Here is a 16,689-nt window from a genome sequence, read left to right as displayed (position 1 = left end):
TTTACTGCTTGAGGCTGAGCGAACCGTCGGCGACGGAATAGGAGGCGAGCTTCTGCAGGAAGCTCATGCCGACCAGCGTCGTCGTCAGCGCATCGTCCTTCAGGACGAAGGCTTCGACCTCACGTACGCGAATACCGCCGATCTCGACGCGGTCGAGCGTCACATGCGCGGCCTTCGTCTGGCCGTTTGCCGTGTTCACCCCATAGCGGAAATCGAGCTGGTTGGCGGTAAACCCTAGCCGGCGGGCGAGCGTCTCGTTGAGCGCCACATAGGTGGCGCCGGTATCGATCAGGCCCTGCACCGGCTTGCCGTTGATCTTGAAGCTGCCGGTATAGTGGCCCTGGGCATCGGCCTGCAGGCGGATCGCATTGCTGCCGTAGACGGGCTCCGGTGCGACCGGCTGCTCGGTTTCGGCCGATACGTAATTGGCGGAGAGAGTTTCAGCGGGCTGCTGGCTGGTGCCTCCGAAGAAGGAAGGCACCTGTGTGGCGAGCACCGCGGCGATGCTGGCGAATAGGACGGTACGCACGAGCATGAAACAGAAATCCTTCCTGTATAAACCCGGCTTCATGCAGGGCCTCATGCTCCAAGCTTGCTAAACCTCAAGTGCTGATAAGTTGCTAATGTCGACAACAAAAGGCCCGGAATGAACCTCCGGGCCGTAAAGTCTTTCGATTTGGTAAAGGAAGGCTGAAATTACTTGGTGCCGTACATGCGGTCGCCAGCATCGCCGAGGCCGGGCATGATGTAGCCCTTCTCATTGAGATGACTGTCGATCGATGCGGTGAAGACCGGAACATCGGGATGCGCGGCGCGGAAGTTGCGGATGCCTTCCGGGGCGGCAAGCAGGCAGAGGAAGCGGATATTGTGGGCGCCGCGTTCCTTGAGCTTGTCGATCGCCGCGATCGAGGAATTGCCGGTCGCAAGCATCGGGTCGACGACGATGATCAGCCGCTCGGCCACGTCTTCCGGCGCCTTGAAGTAATATTCGACCGGCTGCAGCGTCTCGTGGTCGCGGTAGACGCCGATATGCGAGACGCGCGCGGACGGCACGAGATCGAGCATGCCTTCGAGCAGCCCGTTGCCGGCGCGCAGGATCGAAGCGAAGACCAGCTTCTTGCCCTCGAGGATCGGCGATTCCATCGTTTGCAGCGGCGTCTCGATCGTTTCCATCGTCAGTTCGAGATCGCGGGTCACCTCGTAGCAGAGCAGCGTTGAGATTTCGCGCAGCAAGCGCCGGAAACTTCCCGTCGATGTCTCCTTGCGCCGCATGATGGTGAGCTTGTGCTGCACAAGCGGATGATCGATGACCGTGACGCCGTCCATGGGGAAGCCTTTCATTCTTTCTATCGAATGTTTCTTTCACGGAAATCGGCCCGACCGCAAGAGTGGCGGTCAATTTGTGCCGATCATCCCCAGCCTCTAACCCTCAGATTCGAGCGAGCAGGGCCTTGCGTGTCTCATCGTCGACGAAGGCGGCTTCGATCGCCGTGCGCGTCATCGCATCGATCTCGGCGTCGCTGAAGCCGAAGGTCCCGGCCGCAAGTTCGTATTCCCGCTTGAGCGAAGTATGAAAGAAGGGCGGATCGTCCGAGCTGATCGTCACCCTGACACCTGCTTCCTTCAGCCGGGGCAGCGGATGGGAGGCGAAATCGGGAAACACCCCGAGCGCGATATTGGAGCCCGGGCAGATCTCGAGCACGGTGCCGAGATCGGCAAGCCGCGTTACGAGATCGAGATCCTCGATAGCGCGCACCCCATGGCCGATGCGCGAGGGGCGCACCGCATCGAGCGCGTCGGCGACGCTGAAGGCGCCGCAGACCTCGCCGGCATGGATGGTGAGCCCGAGGCCGGCATCTCGGGCGATATCGAAGGCGCGGGCGTAGTCGGCCACACGGCCCATGCGCTCTTCGCCGGCGAGGTTGAACCCGGTAATCAGAGGGTTACCGGCCTTTGCCGCATATTCGGCAGCACCGATCACGCTCTCCGGACCGAAATGCCGCTCGCCGGTGACGATCAGCCGGGCCTCGATGCCGCTCTTTTCCTTGGCCCGCCGGATGCCTTCGCAGATACCGGATATATAAGCATCGGCGCCCAGCCCGATGCGCTTGCCGTGGTCGGGCGAAACGATGAGCTCGCTGTAGATCGTATCGATGCCGGCGAGTTCGTCGAGATATGTTTCGGTCAGAAGCGCATAGTCCTCCTCGGTCCTGTAGACCTCGGAAACCTTGTCGTAACATTCGAGGAAGCTTGCGAAATCATGCCAGACATAGGCGCCGTCGCGAAGCTCGGCGCTGATGTCGACGCCATATTTCCGTGCCTGCGCCGCGGTCAGCGCTGGCGGTGCCGCACCTTCCAGATGGCAGTGCAGTTCGACCTTCTTCAAATGCGATGTCACAGAAAACTCCTTCCGTGCGATCCGGCCGGGATGCCGAGATGCCGCGCGATGCTCTCGCCGATATCGGCATAGCTGCGGCGCACCCCGATCGAACGCGACCGGATGCCGGGGCCATAGGCGATGACAGGCACGCGCTCGCGCGTATGGTCGGTGCCGCGCCAGGTCGGATCGCAGCCATGGTCGGCGGTGAGCACGACGAGATCGCCGGGTTTCAGTTTCTTGTGGACTTCGGGCAACCGCGCATCGAAGGCTTCGAGTGCCGCGGCATAACCCGGCACGTCGCGGCGATGACCGTAGATCATGTCGAAATCGACGAAATTGGTGAAAACGAGATCACCGTCCTCAGCCTCATCGATCGCCGAGAGCGACGCATCCGTCAGCGCCTCGTTGCCATTCGCCTTGATGACCCTGGAAATGCCCTGATGCGCGAAGATGTCGCCGATCTTTCCCACAGCATGCACGTGTCGGCCGTGCTCGATCAGCCGGTCGAGCAGCGTCGGCTCCGGCGGCAGCACGGAGAAGTCGCGCCGGTTTCCGGTGCGCTGGAAAGTAGCGGCGGACTGGCCGATAAAGGGCCGGGCGATGACACGGCCGATATTGTAGGGATCGAGCAGCCCCCTAGCCAAACGGCAGAAGGCGAGCAGACGATCGAGGCCAAAATGCACCTCGTGCGCCGCGACCTGGAAGACCGAATCCGAGGAGGTGTAGCAGATTGGCTTGCCGGTGCGGATATGGTCCTCGCCGAGCCGGGCAATGATCTCCGTTCCCGAGGCATGGCAGTTGCCGAGAATGCCGGGCACGTCAGCCTCCCTGCACAGTGCCTCGATGAATTCCTCAGGAAAGGCGTCACCCTCCGTCGGGAAATAACCCCAATCGAAACTGACAGGTGTTCCCGCAATCTCCCAATGGCCCGACGGTGTATCCTTGCCGCGGGAAATTTCGGTGGCGGCGCCATAAATGCCGTAGACCTTTTCCGGGACGGGCATACCGGCCGGAAACCGGCCGGAGGCGGACCGCGCGATGTGCATCAACCCGAGTTCCGACATGTTGGGCAGGGAAAGCGGCCCTTCGCGCAATCCGGCGCGGTCTGCGGCTCCGGCTGCGCAGAACTCGGCGATATGGCCAAGCGTATCGGCGCCCTCGTCGCCATAGGCCGCCGCATCCGGCGCTCCGCCGACGCCGAAGGAATCCAGAACAAAAAGAAAGGCACGCGCCATTTTACACCCGAGAGAGCCGATCGCCGGCCTCTGCAATATCGGAGGCGGCTGAGATCCAGCCATATAATGCTGCGGCCGGCTTGGCAAATTACAGCGCCGCGCGTCTTTTTCAGACGCGCAAAGGACGCTGTAACGCTTTGAATTGCTGCATAACTCCCTAATCGATTTCGATTGAGGGAGTTATGCAGCAGAGAAGAGTAGGCGGCGGCCGTCAGCAGTCGCCGCAGGGGATCGAGTCGCCTTGCCGCTGGCGGTAGAAATAACTGCGGCTGATGGTGATCGTGCGCATGCCGTCCGGCATGAAGTTCGGGGCGAACAGGAACATCGTATAGGGGATGCTGAGCTCGGTACGAACAAGGAAACTGTTCGCCGTCTTCATATCTGCCGGCACGTTGCTCACCGTGGTGTTCTTGGCATAGGGCACCGTCCCGTCTTGCGCCCAGGACCAGAGCACCTTCGCATTGGCGCCGGCATCGATGGTGATTCCGGTGATCTTCAGCGTCAGCGACGTGGAGTTGTAGGGCACGAAGATCGCCGTTGCGACCGACGGCATCTGCGCGAGCGCGCTCTTCGTGACGGATTGCTGCTGGGTGACGAGGTCGGCGACCGTTCCTGCGGCGCGTGTCACGCGCTTGCTGACGCTGAGGCCGACCGTGATCTCGAAAGCGCCGATATAGAGCATGACGAGCACGGGAAAGAGGATCGCGAATTCGATCGCTCCGGCGCCCTTGCGGTCGCGGGCCAGCCGCCGCATCGTTAGGACCAATCTGGTGAACGGGTTGCGCAACGCCATTATGGATACTGCTCGTTCTGGAAGGCCGCGGTCCCGACGATCAGATATTGCCTCGGCATCGAAGCGTCGGTGGGACGTATCGTGGTGATGTAAGGCCGGACCAGGTCCGCGGTGATTTCCCAGCGATAGTAAGCGCGCAGCATGTTGATCGTGCCGGCGCCGCCCGGCGCATATTTGAAGGCAGCCGTGTTGATGTCGGCATATTTGTCGGTGGAAACCTTGGGGATCGTCGTCGGAATGGCCGAGAAGGTGCTGAACGTCTGCACATCCAGGTAGAGCTTGTTCGGTGTGGCGACTTCGGTCGCCGAGCAGCGGATCAGGATCGAGACCTCATTGCAGAAAGCCTGGCGGAATTGCGCCTGGTTCATATCGGTCGTGCGGCCGAGATTATAGGTGATCTGCCCGGTTCGCATCCGGCGGCTCATCGTATCGACGGCATTGGAGACGAGTTCCTCGGCGGCGAAGGCGACGAAAGTTTCGAGAATGGCGAAAATCACCAGGAAATAGGGAATGGCGAGCAGGGCGAATTCGATCGCCGCAGCACCCTCGCGTGAGCGGGCGAGAGCGCGAAACCGTAAGAAACGGAACGGCGCAAAAGCGCGCCCCTTATCCGTCTTCTGATCAATTACCGTCATTGCCTGGACCCGAGCGACATTTTCCAGTCGTCAGACTAAGGTCCGTTCGTTGATTTTCCGTTTCAACCTGACACGACGATTTTAACGAATGGCCGAGGAAGCTCCGAAATATATTCAGGGTGAGGCGGTCGCAGTGGCCGCTTGCTGCGCATGCTGCTCGCAATTCGGCGTGCAGGACAGCACGGAGCGCTGTGTCTGCCGGTAAACGCGCACCGTATTGCCCTCGTCGATCGACACCAGGATGCGTTCGTCGAGGATCGCATTGCCGTCGGCATCGAGAAGCACCAGATTGGTGGTGCCGAAGCTGCGTCCCGTGAGCACGATGGTTTTGGCGTCGGCGACGGTCGCATCGGCGACTGCAGCATTGCCGACAATCACCTTGCTGACGGGGCGGTCGAGCTTCAAGACGCGCGCGTGATCCATATAGACGCGCAGCATGTCATCGTCTGCGGCCGCGGACACTCCCGAAATACCGAAAACGGCGATCATGCCGGCAAAGAAAATGGTTTTGCCGCTCGATGACATTGGGTCCTCTTTCACGATCACAGCGCAATATCCGCATAGAATGGAAAAAAATGGTGAACGAAGCTTTAAGCCTGCCACTCTGTTCCGAGATGAAGCGTAATGATCCGATTTGGCACGGCGTTCGGGCGGCGCACGCCTCGGTTGGAAGCGGAATTTGTGCTATTTCCGGATGAATGCAGCGGTTATTCCAGGAATATTGTTAAATATTGAGGTAAGTGCGTAAGAAAATACTGACTCTACAAAGTCCTGTTGTCTCGTTCACGTGTCGTTAACTCTTTTCCTTAAGCCGATGGAAACGGCCATTCGCTAGGTTGCAGTCATCCGATCAACGGCAAACAGTTGGCGGACGTGCTGAACATCAACTGGAGTTAGGAGTTACCATGACCAAGCTTTTTAGCCGTTTTCTGAAGGACGAATCCGGCGCGACCGCAATCGAATACGGCCTGATCGCCGCTCTCATTTCCGTAGCGCTCATCACCGGTGCAACGACCCTCGGCGAGAAGATCGGCAACACGTTCGAAGGTTTGAGCACCAAGATGGATGACGCCACTACGGCTGTCAACTAAGCGAGGTGCCGCGAGGCGGCACCTCCCTGATTCTGGCCGGATCTGACTTGGCTAGTCTATCGAGCGGGCTCACGCGCTGGAATGCCGTGAGCCTTTTCGCATCCTATTAAGATCGGGTATACGCATGATCGCAGCTGCAGTCTTTGTAATACTGCCACTCTGCCTCGCCATGGCGGCCTTCTCGGATCTGTTCACCATGACGATCCCGAACCGCATCTCCCTGATCCTTGTTTTCTCTTTCCTCGCACTGGCGCCGTTCTCGGGTCTCGGCCTGCAGGCAATCGGAACGCATCTTGCCGCCGGCGCGATCGTCTTCAGCGCATGCTTCGCTCTTTTTGCCTTCAATGTGATGGGCGGCGGAGACGCAAAGCTGTTGACCGCCACCGCGCTCTGGTTCGGCCTGAACGAATCCCTCCTTTTCCTGATGACCGATGTTGCCATGATCGGCGGCCTCATCACCCTGATTATCCTGCTGGTGAGGGCACAGTCGAATACCATCCTTGCGATCGGCCTGCCGGTTCCGAACTCTTTGCTGCTCGCCAAGAAGATCCCCTACGGCATCGCCATCGCGATCGGCGGCTTCATGGCTTTTCCCTCCTCGCCGCTCTTCCTCGCCGCGCTGGAAAGCCTGAAATAACGGCATTTTAAATGCCCGTTAACTTAAAATGTAAGCGTTCTATTAACCATAATTATACCAATTGCTGAGCATTCTACAGGGCGAACATATCGTGCCCTGAGGAATGATCGATGAAACCGGCCCGCCTTATAATCCTAGCTGTCGCCGTGGTGGCAGCCGGCCTTGCCGGCCTCCTGGCAATGCGCATGGCGGGCAGTGGCGGTGTCGTTACCCAGGTCCGCTCGGTCGTCGAGAAGGAACCGACCGTCAACATCCTCGTCTCGAGCGCCAATCTATCGGTCGGCGCAAGGCTGGACGATCAATCGGTGCATTGGATGGCCTGGCCGCAGGGCGGTGTCGTTCCCGGCCTCATCACCGAAGCCGACAAGCCGGATGCGATCAAGGATCTGCAGGGCGCCGTCGTGCGTCTGCCGATCTTCGAAGGCGAACCGATCCGGCCGGAAAAGATCGCCGATTCCAGCAGCCGCATCCTCTCCTCGCTGTTGCCGGCCGGCAAGCGCGCCGTCGCGACCGAGATATCGGTGGCAACGGGCGCCGGCGGTTTCATCCTGCCGAATGATCGCGTCGACGTCATCATGGTCCGCAAGGGCGCTGAGGCCGACAAGCTCATCACCGAAACCGTGCTGAGCAATGTCCGCGTCCTCGCCATCGACCAGCAGATTCAGGAAAAGGACGACGGCTCGAAATCGGTGGTCGGCACGACCGCGACGCTCGAGCTCACCCCTGATCAAACGAAGGTTCTCGCGGTCGCCCAGCAGATGGCGGACCGGCTGTCGCTCGCGCTGCGTTCGGTCGCCGATGCGCAGGAGCAGGATACCAGTGCCGCCGACTATCTGCTGAGCGGCGACAACGGCAGTTCGATCATTCAGGTCATCAAGTCGGGCGCCATCGTCACGGATGCCAGCGCAGCACCGAAGGCGGAGTAAAGGACGTGCAAATGGGCAATTCAACGCGGCGCGCCGGACCTCTCCTGACGGGCTGCCTTTCGCTGGCAATCGGCGTCTCCGGTATAGTGCCGGCCTCTTTCGCCCCGCTTTTCGGAGCAGGCGAGGCGCGCGCCGATTCCGATAGCCTGGTCCGGATCTCGCAGACCGGCTCCAATGCCCATCGCCGGCTCAAGCTCGGGCTCAACAAGGCCGTCGTCGTCGATCTGCCGGAGGATGCGCATGATATCCTCGTCTCCGATCCAACCATGGCCGATGCCGTGACCCGCACCTCGCGGCGCATCTACCTGTTCGGCAAGAAGGTCGGCCAGACGAATATCTTCGTCTTCGGCGCCGGTGGACAGGAGATCGTCAATCTCGACATCGAGATCGAGCGCGACGTCTCCGGCCTCGAAGTCAATCTTCGCCGCTTCATTCCCGACTCCAACATCAACGTCGAAATCGTCTCCGACAACATCGTGCTGACCGGCACGGTGCGCACGCCGCAGGATGCCACACAGGCGGCCGATCTGGCGCAGGTCTTCCTGAAAGGCGGCGAGGCGACGACCAGAACCGAAACGGCGTCCGGGACCGGCGGTGACAGCTCGGTGGCGCTCTTTGCCGAAAACCGCCAGTCATCGCAGGTCGTCAACCTCCTGCAGATCGAGGGCGAGGACCAGGTCACCCTCAAGGTGACGATTGCCGAGGTCCGCCGCGAGGTGCTGAAGCAGCTCGGCTTCGACAATCTGGTTTCCAGCTCCTCCGGTATGACGGTCGCCCAGCTCGGCAGCCCAAGCGCCGACAGCGCGACATCGACCGTCGGCGGCGGTCTGGCGGCGCTCTTCAAGAGCTCGATCGGCAAATACGACATTTCGACCTACCTCAACGCGCTGGAACAGGCCAAGGTCGTCAAGACGCTCGCCGAGCCGACGCTGACGGCGATATCGGGCCAGGCCGCGACCTTCAACTCGGGCGGCCAGCAGCTTTATTCGACGACCGACAACGACGGCAATGTCACCGTCGTACCGTTCAACTACGGTATCAACCTCGCCTTCAAACCGGTCGTGCTGTCATCGGGACGCATCAGCCTGCAGATCAAGACCAATGTCTCCGAACCGGTGGCCGGCAGCGGCAACGCCACTTATCAGCGCCGTTCGGCGGAGACCTCGGTGGAGCTGCCTTCGGGCGGCTCGATCGCGCTCGCCGGCCTTATACGCGACAATGTTTCCCAGACGATGGGCGGGACCCCTGGCGTCTCGAAGATCCCGCTGCTTGGGACGCTCTTCCGCCAGAAGGGGTTCGAGCGTCAGGAAACCGAACTCGTCATCATCGCAACGCCCTATCTGGTGCGCCCGGTGGCGCGCAACCAGCTCAACCGGCCGGACGATAATTTCAGCCCTGAGAACGACGGTGCGACCTTCTTCCTCAACCGTGTCAACAAGGTCTATGGCCGCCGCGAGGCGCCCGTTGCCGATGCGCAGTTCCACGGCTCGATCGGGTTCATCTACAAATGAGCGGGGCGCGAGCGGCAGCGATGGCAGAAAACAGAGATCAGGCGATGGCCCATATGAATGCGACGACACCCCGCCTCGGAATCGCGAAGGCGCTTTTCGCCACGGTCGCCATGTCGGCGGCGATACTTTCCGGATGCGCCGGCCCGCATGACCAGCTGACGACCGGCGGCATTCCGGACGATTACCGCGCCCGCCACCCGATCATCGTCACGGAAGCGGAGCAGACGGTGGATATACCCGTCGCCTCCACCGATCGCCGCCTCACCATCGCCCAGCGCGACCTCATCCGCGGCTTCGCCGCAAACTACATCTCGCGGGCCTCGGGGCCGGTTTACGTGCTGTCGCCGCAAGGCTCGCCCAATTCGGCAGCAGCCTATCAGCTTCGCAATCAGGTTCGTGCCGAGCTGACATCGAGGGGGATCGCAAGCTCGAAAATCGTCAACACCTCCTATGCGGCCGCCGGTCCCGGCGATGCGGCGCCGATCCGGCTGAGCTTTACCGGCACCACAGCGGTCACCACACAATGCGGTCAATGGCCGAAGGACATCTCGAACGATTTGACCAACCAGAACTACTATAATTTCGGCTGCGCCTCGCAGAATAACCTCGCCGCCCAGATCGCCAATCCGGAGGATCTGGTGGCGCCCCGCGGCATGACCCCGATCGATGCTCAGCGGCGCAACAATGCCATCCAGGAATACCGGACGACGACATCGACGATCGAAGATGTCGCCGGCAGCGACAGCAGCTTCTGAGGCGGAATGGCACGATGAGCGCGATTGAATACGAAATCAAAAACCCCAGCGAGCTTCGCAACGCCGAGGAGGCGGTGCGCATGGCGGATCTGGAAAACATGCGGCCGCTGCCGCGCATCTCCGTCCATGCTTTCTGCGAGAGCGAGGCCCTGCAGCATGTCATGGAACGCTGCGCCAATGATCGGCGCGTCGCGAAAGTTAGCATGCGCATCACCAGCGGCGGCATCGCCGCTGCCGCCAATATGTTTTCCGGCGCCCCGACGCCGAACCTCATCATCCTTGAGACCAAGGCGAATGCAGCGAACCTGCTCGGCGAGCTTGCGCCGCTCGCCGCCGTCTGCGATCCGACGACCAAGGTCGTCATTATCGGCTATTACAACGATATCGGGCTTTACCGCGAGCTCATCCGCAACGGCATTTCCGAATATATGGTCCAGCCCGTCGTCATGCCCGATATCCTTACGGCGATGGCGTCGATCTTTGTCGATCCGGACGCCGAGCCGCTCGGCCGCAGCATCGCCTTCATCGGCTCGAAGGGCGGCACCGGCGCTTCGACCATCGCGCATAATTGCGCCTTTGGCATTTCCAATCTCTTCTCCACCGAGACGATCCTCGCCGATCTCGACCTGCCCTATGGCACGGCGAACATCGACTTCGATCAAGATCCGGCCCAGGGCATCGCCGAAGCGGTCTTCGCACCCGATCGTCTCGACGAGGTCTTCCTCGACCGCCTGCTGACCAAATGCTCCGAGCATCTCTCCCTGCTTGCAGCCCCCTCGCTTCTCGACCGCGCCTATGATTTCGACGGCCAGGCCTTCCAGCCGGTGCTCGACGTCCTGCAGCGCAGCGCGCCCGTCACCGTGCTCGATGTTCCGCATGCATGGTCGGAATGGACGCGCTCGGTGCTGTCGAGCGTCGACGAGGTGGTCATTGCAGCGGTTCCCGATCTCGCCAATCTGCGCAACGCCAAGAACATGCTGGACGCGCTGCGCAAGATGCGGCCGAACGACCGGCCGCCGCATCTCATCCTCAATCAGGTCGGCATGCCGAAACGTCCGGAGATTTCGCCGTCGGATTTCTGTGAGCCGCTGGAGATCGATCCGATCGCGATCATCCCCTTCGACATCAATCTTTTCGGCAACGCCGCCAACAGCGGCCGAATGATCTCGGAAGTCGACCCGAAGTCGCCGACGGCGGAAACCTTTTCGCAGATATCGCACATCGTCACCGGCCGTGTCGCGATCAAGAAGGCGAAGAAGGGCGGCCTGCTGGGCCTCCTGAAGCGCAAGTAGACAAGTTAGAACGAGCAGATTGGATCGAGTGGCATGTTTGGAAAACGCGGAAATGAAGGTTCCGGAAAGGTGGGAGGGGCGATTGCTCCTCCGCCGCCGGCTCCGGCCGCCGCCCCTGCGGCCTCTTCCCCTTCCATTCTGGTCGAACCCTCGCGCGAGTCCGCACGCCAGCAGGTGACGCCGCCGCCGATGCAGACCCCGCAGCGCAAGCGCCCGGCCCGCACCGATGAATATTACGACACCAAGGCGCAGGTCTTTTCCGCGCTGATCGACACGATCGATCTCTCGCAGCTTTCCAAGCTCGACGGCGAAAGCGCCCGCGAGGAAATCCGCGACATCGTCAACGACATCATCACCATCAAGAACTTTGCGATGTCGATCTCCGAGCAGGAAGAACTGCTCGAGGATATCTGCAACGACGTCCTCGGCTACGGTCCGCTGGAGCCGTTGCTGGCGCGCGACGACATTGCCGACATCATGGTCAACGGTGCCGGCCAGACTTTCATCGAAGTCGGCGGCAAGACGATCGAATCCGAGATCCGCTTCCGCGACAATGCACAGCTTCTCTCGATCTGCCAGCGCATCGTCAGCCAGGTCGGCCGCCGCGTCGACGAATCGAGCCCGATCTGCGACGCCCGCCTGCCGGATGGTTCGCGCGTCAACGTTATCGCCCCGCCGCTGTCGATCGATGGGCCGGCGCTCACCATCCGCAAGTTCAAGAAGGACAAGCTGACGCTCGATCAGCTCGTCCGTTTCGGCGCGATCACGCCGGAAGGCGCAACCGTCCTGCAGATCATCGGGCGTGTGCGCTGCAATGTCGTCATTTCAGGCGGCACCGGCTCGGGCAAAACCACGCTTCTGAACTGCCTCACTAACTATATCGACAGGGACGAACGCGTCATCACCTGCGAGGATACCGCCGAACTGCAGCTTCAGCAGCCGCATGTCGTCCGTCTCGAAACGCGCCCACCGAATATCGAAGGCGAGGGCGAGATCACCATGCGCGATCTCGTCAAGAATTGCCTGCGCATGCGTCCCGAGCGCATCATCGTCGGCGAAGTGCGCGGACCGGAGGTCTTCGATTTGCTGCAGGCGATGAATACCGGTCACGACGGCTCGATGGGCACCATCCACGCCAATACGCCGCGCGAATGCCTGAGCCGTATCGAATCGATGATCGCCATGGGCGGTTTTACCTTGCCGGCAAAGACGGTGCGCGAGATCATTTCCAGCTCGGTCGACGTCGTCATTCAGGCGGCGCGCCTTCGCGACGGTTCGCGCCGCATCACCCAGATCACCGAGGTGATCGGCATGGAAGGCGACGTCATCATCACCCAGGACCTGATGCGATACGAGATCGAAGGCGAGGATGCGAACGGCCGCCTGGTCGGCCGGCACATGTCGACCGGCGTCGGCAAGCCGCATTTCTGGGATCGCGCGCGCTACTTCAACGAGGAAAAGCGTCTTGCCGCCGCCCTCGACGCGATGGAAGCGAAAACGAAGGAATAGGCGCGATGTTCGGGTTCGATCCGATAGTGTTGGCAATCGTCGTCCTCGCCGCCGTCTCCGCGGCGGCGGTCGCCTATGCCCTGTTGTTTTCGAAGATCGAGGCCGATAAGAAATCGGCAAGCCGCATCAATCGCGTCAAATCGGCCGAAAGCGACCGGGTCAAGGTCAAGGCCGCCCGTGACCGGGTGCAAGAGCTGTCGAAGCGCCGTAAATCCGTGCAAGACAATCTGAAGGATCTGGAAAAGCGCCAGCACGAAAAGACCAAGAAGACCCTGTCGATGAAATCGCGGCTGGTGCAGGCCGGCCTGACGATCACGGTGGCGAAATTCTATCTCATCAGCGCCATCTTCGCCTCCGTGCTGCTGCTTGTGGCCTTCGTCGTTGGTGTATCGTGGATGGTCATGGTCGGTGTCGCCGTGGTCGCCGGTCTCGGCCTGCCGCGCTGGGTTCTCGGCTTCCTGATCAAGCGCCGGCAGAACAAGTTTCTTAACGAGCTTCCCAATGCGCTTGATGTCATCACGCGCTCGATCAAATCGGGGCTGCCGCTCAACGATGCGATCCGTCTTATCGCCACCGAAGGTACCGAGCCGGTCAAGAGTGAGTTTCTGCGGGTGATCGAGGCGCAGCAGGTGGGCCTTAGCATTCCCGACGCCTGCGCCCGCATGACGATCCACATGCCGCTGCAGGAAGTCAATTTCTTCGCCATCGTCATCGCCATCCAGTCGCAGGCCGGCGGCAATCTGTCGGAAGCGATCGGCAACCTCTCCAAGGTGCTGCGCGAGCGCAGGAAGATGAAGGCCAAGGTCCAGGCGCTCTCGATGGAAGCCAAGGCATCGGCCGTCATCATCGGCGCTCTGCCCTTCATCGTCGCGACCCTCGTCTACATGACGTCGCCGAACTACATGATGATCCTTTTCACCGATCCGCGCGGCCATTTCATCATGGGTGTCTCGGCGATCTGGATGTCGATCGGTATCTTCGTCATGCGCAATATGGTCAATTTTGACATCTAGCCGGAAGGAAGCACCATGTCGCAGGACCTTGCCGCAACGCTGACCAATCCGAGCATGCTGATCGCCCTTCTCGTCGCGATCGCCGTCTTCGCCACTTTTTACACTATTGCCGTTCCCTTCTTCGAGCGCGGCGATCTGAACAAGCGCATGAAGGCTGTTTCCACGGAGCGTGAGCAGATCCGTGCCCGCGAACGCGCCCGCATGAACACGGAAACCGGCGCCGGCAAGGCCTCGCTCAGGAGCCAGAACAACCGCTCGGTCCGTCAGATCGTCGAGCGCTTCAACCTGCGCAAGGCGCTGGTCGACGAAAACACGGTCAACAAGCTACGTGCCGCCGGTTTCCGTTCGGAGAATGCGCTGAATACCTTCCTGGTGGCGCGTTTCCTGCTGCCTTTCCTTTTCCTGGCGCTTGCTGCCTTCTGGGTCTTCGGTCTCGGCAATCTCGCCGAAAGGGGCACGCCGATCCGCCTCTTCGCCGTCATCGGCGTCGGTTATCTCGGCTTCTACGCACCGAACATTTATATCTCCAACCGCATGGGCAAGCGGCAGCACTCGATCAAACGCGCCTGGCCGGATGCGCTGGACCTGATGCTGATCTGCGTCGAATCCGGTATCTCGATCGAGGCCGCGATGCGCCGTGTGTCGGAAGAACTCGGCGAGCAGTCGCCGGCGCTTGCCGAGGAGATGGTGCTGACCACGGCCGAACTTTCCTTCCTGCCGGACCGCCGCGTGGCGCTCGAAAATCTTGCCACGCGCACCCAGATCGAATTGGTACGCTCGGTGACGCAGGCATTGATCCAGGCCGATCGCTATGGCACGCCGGTCGCGCAGGCGCTGCGCGTTCTCGCCCAGGAAGGACGCGACGAGCGCATGAACGAGGCGGAAAAGAAGGCTGCCGCCCTGCCGCCGAAACTGACGGTGCCGATGATCCTGTTCTTCCTGCCGGTGCTGATCGCCGTCATTCTCGGTCCGGCCGGCATTCAGGTGGCAGACAAGTTCTGACGATTGCGTCAGTCCCGGAAAGCGGCTGCCGCCTTCTGTAGAAGACGATGTTGCCTCAAAGACCGTCGGCCGATCGCGGCCTTCAAACACGCGTGACCGCCGCCGACATAGCTGGTAAACGGGATGGGCGACCATCGGCAAGCGCGGATGCAACTGCAGTGCCCCTGGCGCGCGTTCAATCCCAAAGGAGAGGTTTCCGATGTCTTCTGCCGGCATTTTCATCAGTATCATGGCAGCCCTGGCGGTCGGCGCGATGAGCCCCGGCCCGAGCTTCGTCGTCGTCTCCAGGATCGCCATCTCGCGTTCGAGGCTGGACGGCCTTGCGGCCGCGCTCGGCATGGGCGTCGGCGGTGTCGTTTTTGCCGTGCTGGCGCTTGCCGGGCTGACGGCGCTGCTGTCTCAGTTCGAATGGCTCTACGTCCTGCTAAAGGTCGCAGGCGGTGCCTATCTCGTCTATATCGCCGTCAATATCTGGAGGAGTGCCGGTCAGCCGCTCGAAGTCTCTGAGGCCGTCAACGGCAACCGCGCGCTGAGATTGAGCTTCATGACCGCGCTGCTGACCCAACTCAGCAACCCGAAAACCATCATCGTCTATGCCAGCCTCTTTGCGGCACTTCTGCCGAGAACGGTGCCGCTCGATCTCATCGTCGCGCTGCCGCTCGGCGTCTTTGCCGTGGAGGCGGGGTGGTATTCGATCGTGGCCTTGGCCTTTTCGGCCCGCCATCCGCGGCGCCTCTATCTTGCCGCCAAGGGCTGGATCGACCGGGCCGCCGGTGCCGTCATGGGCGGCCTGGGTTTGCGTCTCATTCTTTCGGGCCTGAGCGCCCGCTAGACTAGAGCATGATGCCGAAAAGTGTGCGCGGTTTTCGGACGACATCATGCTCTAACTCTTTAAATTAAATCATGATCTCTCCGAAGCAGTAAGCCCTTTCGACGACATGATTGGGTCAATTGGTGCTGCTGTCGACTGCTTGCGGCGTCTTGTCCTTGGCGGCGAGTTTCTGCCAGGAATTCTGCTGCGAGAGCATGCCTCTGAGATAGGCGACATTGGCATCGGCCTGCTGCGGCGAAAGTTCGCGCCGGGCGATCTGCTCGGCTTCCGGGAAACGCCCCTGCAGACCGACGACGAGAGCAAGGTTCTGCCTGACGCGGCTGTCGGCGGTCGGTTGGCTGGCGGCGGAGCGCAGGTAGGTTTCGGCCGTGCGCAGATCGCCGGTCAGCACGTAGGACATGCCGAGGTTGGAAAGGATGGACGGCTCGTTCGGCTGGATGTCGAGCGCGTCGCGGTAGCGCTGCCGGGCATCGCTTGCCCGGCCCATCTGGTCGAGGATCGCGCCTTGGGCCGAGATCAGCTTCCAGTCCGGACGGTCCGGCGTCTGGGCGCGGCCGATCGTGTCGAGCGCCTGCTGGAACTGGCCGGCCGCCGCCTGCGCCTTGCCGTAGGCGGCCAGCACGTTGCGGTCGCCGGGATTGGCGATCGCCACCTGCTGCATGACGGCGAGCGCCTGCGCATCGCGGCCGCTCATGCGCAGCAGATTGGCATAGCTGACGCCGGTGACGGGATCGCGCGGGTTCTTTGCATAGGCCTGGCCGAGTCGGTCCGTCGCCGAGCGCAGCTCTGTCGCGTCCATCTCTTCGACCGGCTTGGTGAGTTTCGGGACCGAGCCTGTTGTCATCCGGTCCTTGGTTGTGGAGCAACCGGCAAGTGCCAGGACGAGCAGCGATGCCGCAGCGCCCTGCAGGATACGATTGGTGAATGTGGTGGTGAGCGAGGCAGGCATGGCGCGTTCCTGGATTCCGAAATCGGCGCCTGACCTCGAAGCGGAACAGGGAAAGGTTTGACGCGTAATCTTCGCTCCAGCAATAGTCTGTTAACCCTAACAGACCGTTAAGGAACGATTCCTTGCGAC

At 61.3% G+C, this 16,689-nt stretch carries 18 protein-coding genes; 10 read left to right on the top strand and 8 right to left on the bottom strand.

From position 1 onward, the window contains the following. Position 1 precedes the first annotated feature (1 nt). The 7 genes from OLZ32_RS15370 to OLZ32_RS15340 all read right to left on the bottom strand — a co-directional run bounded on the left by OLZ32_RS15370 (position 2) and on the right by OLZ32_RS15340 (position 5,568). The gene (locus tag OLZ32_RS15370) at positions 2-571 is read right to left on the bottom strand and encodes a TIGR02281 family clan AA aspartic protease (RefSeq protein ID WP_003544471.1); all 570 of its coding nucleotides are present in this window, start codon (positions 569-571) and stop codon (positions 2-4) included. 125 nt (positions 572-696) lie between these two features. Then, on the bottom strand, positions 697-1,326 hold the full coding sequence (upp, locus tag OLZ32_RS15365; protein WP_003544477.1) for a uracil phosphoribosyltransferase: 630 nt from the start codon (positions 1,324-1,326) through the stop codon (positions 697-699). Positions 1,327-1,429: 103 nt separating this feature from the next. Continuing rightward, positions 1,430-2,398 (bottom strand): adenosine deaminase, encoded by a 969-nt coding sequence (locus tag OLZ32_RS15360; protein WP_003544479.1) that lies wholly within the window; start codon positions 2,396-2,398, stop codon positions 1,430-1,432. Further along, entirely contained in the window at positions 2,395-3,615 is a 1,221-nt protein-coding gene (locus OLZ32_RS15355) for a phosphopentomutase (protein ID WP_003544482.1), read from the bottom strand. Before OLZ32_RS15355 ends, OLZ32_RS15360 begins: the two co-directional genes overlap by 4 nt. A gap of 211 nt (positions 3,616-3,826) precedes the next feature. Further along, a complete protein-coding gene (locus OLZ32_RS15350; protein ID WP_003544488.1) occupies positions 3,827-4,408 on the bottom strand; it encodes a TadE/TadG family type IV pilus assembly protein in 582 nt (193 codons plus the stop codon). Then, positions 4,408-5,043, bottom strand: coding sequence for a TadE/TadG family type IV pilus assembly protein (locus OLZ32_RS15345; protein WP_264421713.1), 636 nt, complete (start codon positions 5,041-5,043; stop codon positions 4,408-4,410). Before OLZ32_RS15345 ends, OLZ32_RS15350 begins: the two co-directional genes overlap by 1 nt. 114 nt (positions 5,044-5,157) lie before the next feature. Beyond that, positions 5,158-5,568, bottom strand: a complete 411-nt coding sequence (locus OLZ32_RS15340; protein ID WP_003544493.1) for a pilus assembly protein N-terminal domain-containing protein — start codon at positions 5,566-5,568, stop codon at positions 5,158-5,160. Between the two features lie 380 nt (positions 5,569-5,948). Between OLZ32_RS15340 and OLZ32_RS15335 the strand changes: the two genes are divergently transcribed. The 10 genes from OLZ32_RS15335 to OLZ32_RS15290 all read left to right on the top strand — a co-directional run bounded on the left by OLZ32_RS15335 (position 5,949) and on the right by OLZ32_RS15290 (position 15,611). Next, positions 5,949-6,134: a Flp family type IVb pilin gene (locus OLZ32_RS15335; RefSeq protein WP_018482138.1), complete on the top strand. Its 186-nt coding sequence runs from the start codon at positions 5,949-5,951 to the stop codon at positions 6,132-6,134. Between the two features lie 124 nt (positions 6,135-6,258). Then, positions 6,259-6,771 (top strand): A24 family peptidase, encoded by a 513-nt coding sequence (locus tag OLZ32_RS15330; protein ID WP_264421709.1) that lies wholly within the window; start codon positions 6,259-6,261, stop codon positions 6,769-6,771. A gap of 110 nt (positions 6,772-6,881) precedes the next feature. Then, complete coding sequence (gene cpaB / locus OLZ32_RS15325) at positions 6,882-7,697, top strand: Flp pilus assembly protein CpaB (RefSeq protein ID WP_264421707.1); 816 nt, start codon at positions 6,882-6,884, stop codon at positions 7,695-7,697. A gap of 11 nt (positions 7,698-7,708) precedes the next feature. Beyond that, positions 7,709-9,208, top strand: a complete 1,500-nt coding sequence (locus OLZ32_RS15320; RefSeq protein WP_264421705.1) for a type II and III secretion system protein family protein — start codon at positions 7,709-7,711, stop codon at positions 9,206-9,208. Then, positions 9,205-9,963, top strand: a complete 759-nt coding sequence (locus OLZ32_RS15315; protein ID WP_264421703.1) for a CpaD family pilus assembly protein — start codon at positions 9,205-9,207, stop codon at positions 9,961-9,963. The genes OLZ32_RS15320 and OLZ32_RS15315 overlap by 4 nt, the downstream gene beginning before the upstream one ends. A gap of 14 nt (positions 9,964-9,977) precedes the next feature. Beyond that, positions 9,978-11,255 (top strand): AAA family ATPase, encoded by a 1,278-nt coding sequence (locus OLZ32_RS15310; protein WP_264421701.1) that lies wholly within the window; start codon positions 9,978-9,980, stop codon positions 11,253-11,255. Positions 11,256-11,288: 33 nt separating this feature from the next. After that, positions 11,289-12,764 carry a CpaF family protein gene (locus OLZ32_RS15305; protein ID WP_017989964.1) on the top strand — a complete coding sequence of 492 codons (1,476 nt, stop codon included), beginning with the start codon at positions 11,289-11,291 and terminating at the stop codon, positions 12,762-12,764. Positions 12,765-12,769: 5 nt separating this feature from the next. Next, entirely contained in the window at positions 12,770-13,777 is a 1,008-nt protein-coding gene (locus OLZ32_RS15300; RefSeq protein WP_264421699.1) for a type II secretion system F family protein, read from the top strand. A gap of 15 nt (positions 13,778-13,792) precedes the next feature. Further along, a complete protein-coding gene (locus OLZ32_RS15295) occupies positions 13,793-14,779 on the top strand; it encodes a type II secretion system F family protein (protein WP_168345578.1) in 987 nt (328 codons plus the stop codon). A gap of 199 nt (positions 14,780-14,978) precedes the next feature. Then, the gene (locus tag OLZ32_RS15290; protein ID WP_264421697.1) at positions 14,979-15,611 is read left to right on the top strand and encodes a LysE family translocator; all 633 of its coding nucleotides are present in this window, start codon (positions 14,979-14,981) and stop codon (positions 15,609-15,611) included. A 115-nt stretch (positions 15,612-15,726) separates the two neighbouring features. Here the strand turns inward: OLZ32_RS15290 and OLZ32_RS15285 are convergent, their stop codons facing one another. Continuing rightward, positions 15,727-16,560 carry a tetratricopeptide repeat protein gene (locus tag OLZ32_RS15285; protein ID WP_264421695.1) on the bottom strand — a complete coding sequence of 278 codons (834 nt, stop codon included), beginning with the start codon at positions 16,558-16,560 and terminating at the stop codon, positions 15,727-15,729. Between the last annotated feature and the right edge of the window lie 129 nt (positions 16,561-16,689).

It is taken from the genome of Rhizobium acaciae, from assembly GCF_025941625.1.
In the GTDB taxonomy this organism is placed as follows: domain Bacteria; phylum Pseudomonadota; class Alphaproteobacteria; order Rhizobiales; family Rhizobiaceae; genus Rhizobium; species Rhizobium acaciae.
The sequence above is the reverse complement of the archived record's forward strand: the minus strand, read 5'-3'. Positions and strand labels throughout refer to the sequence as shown.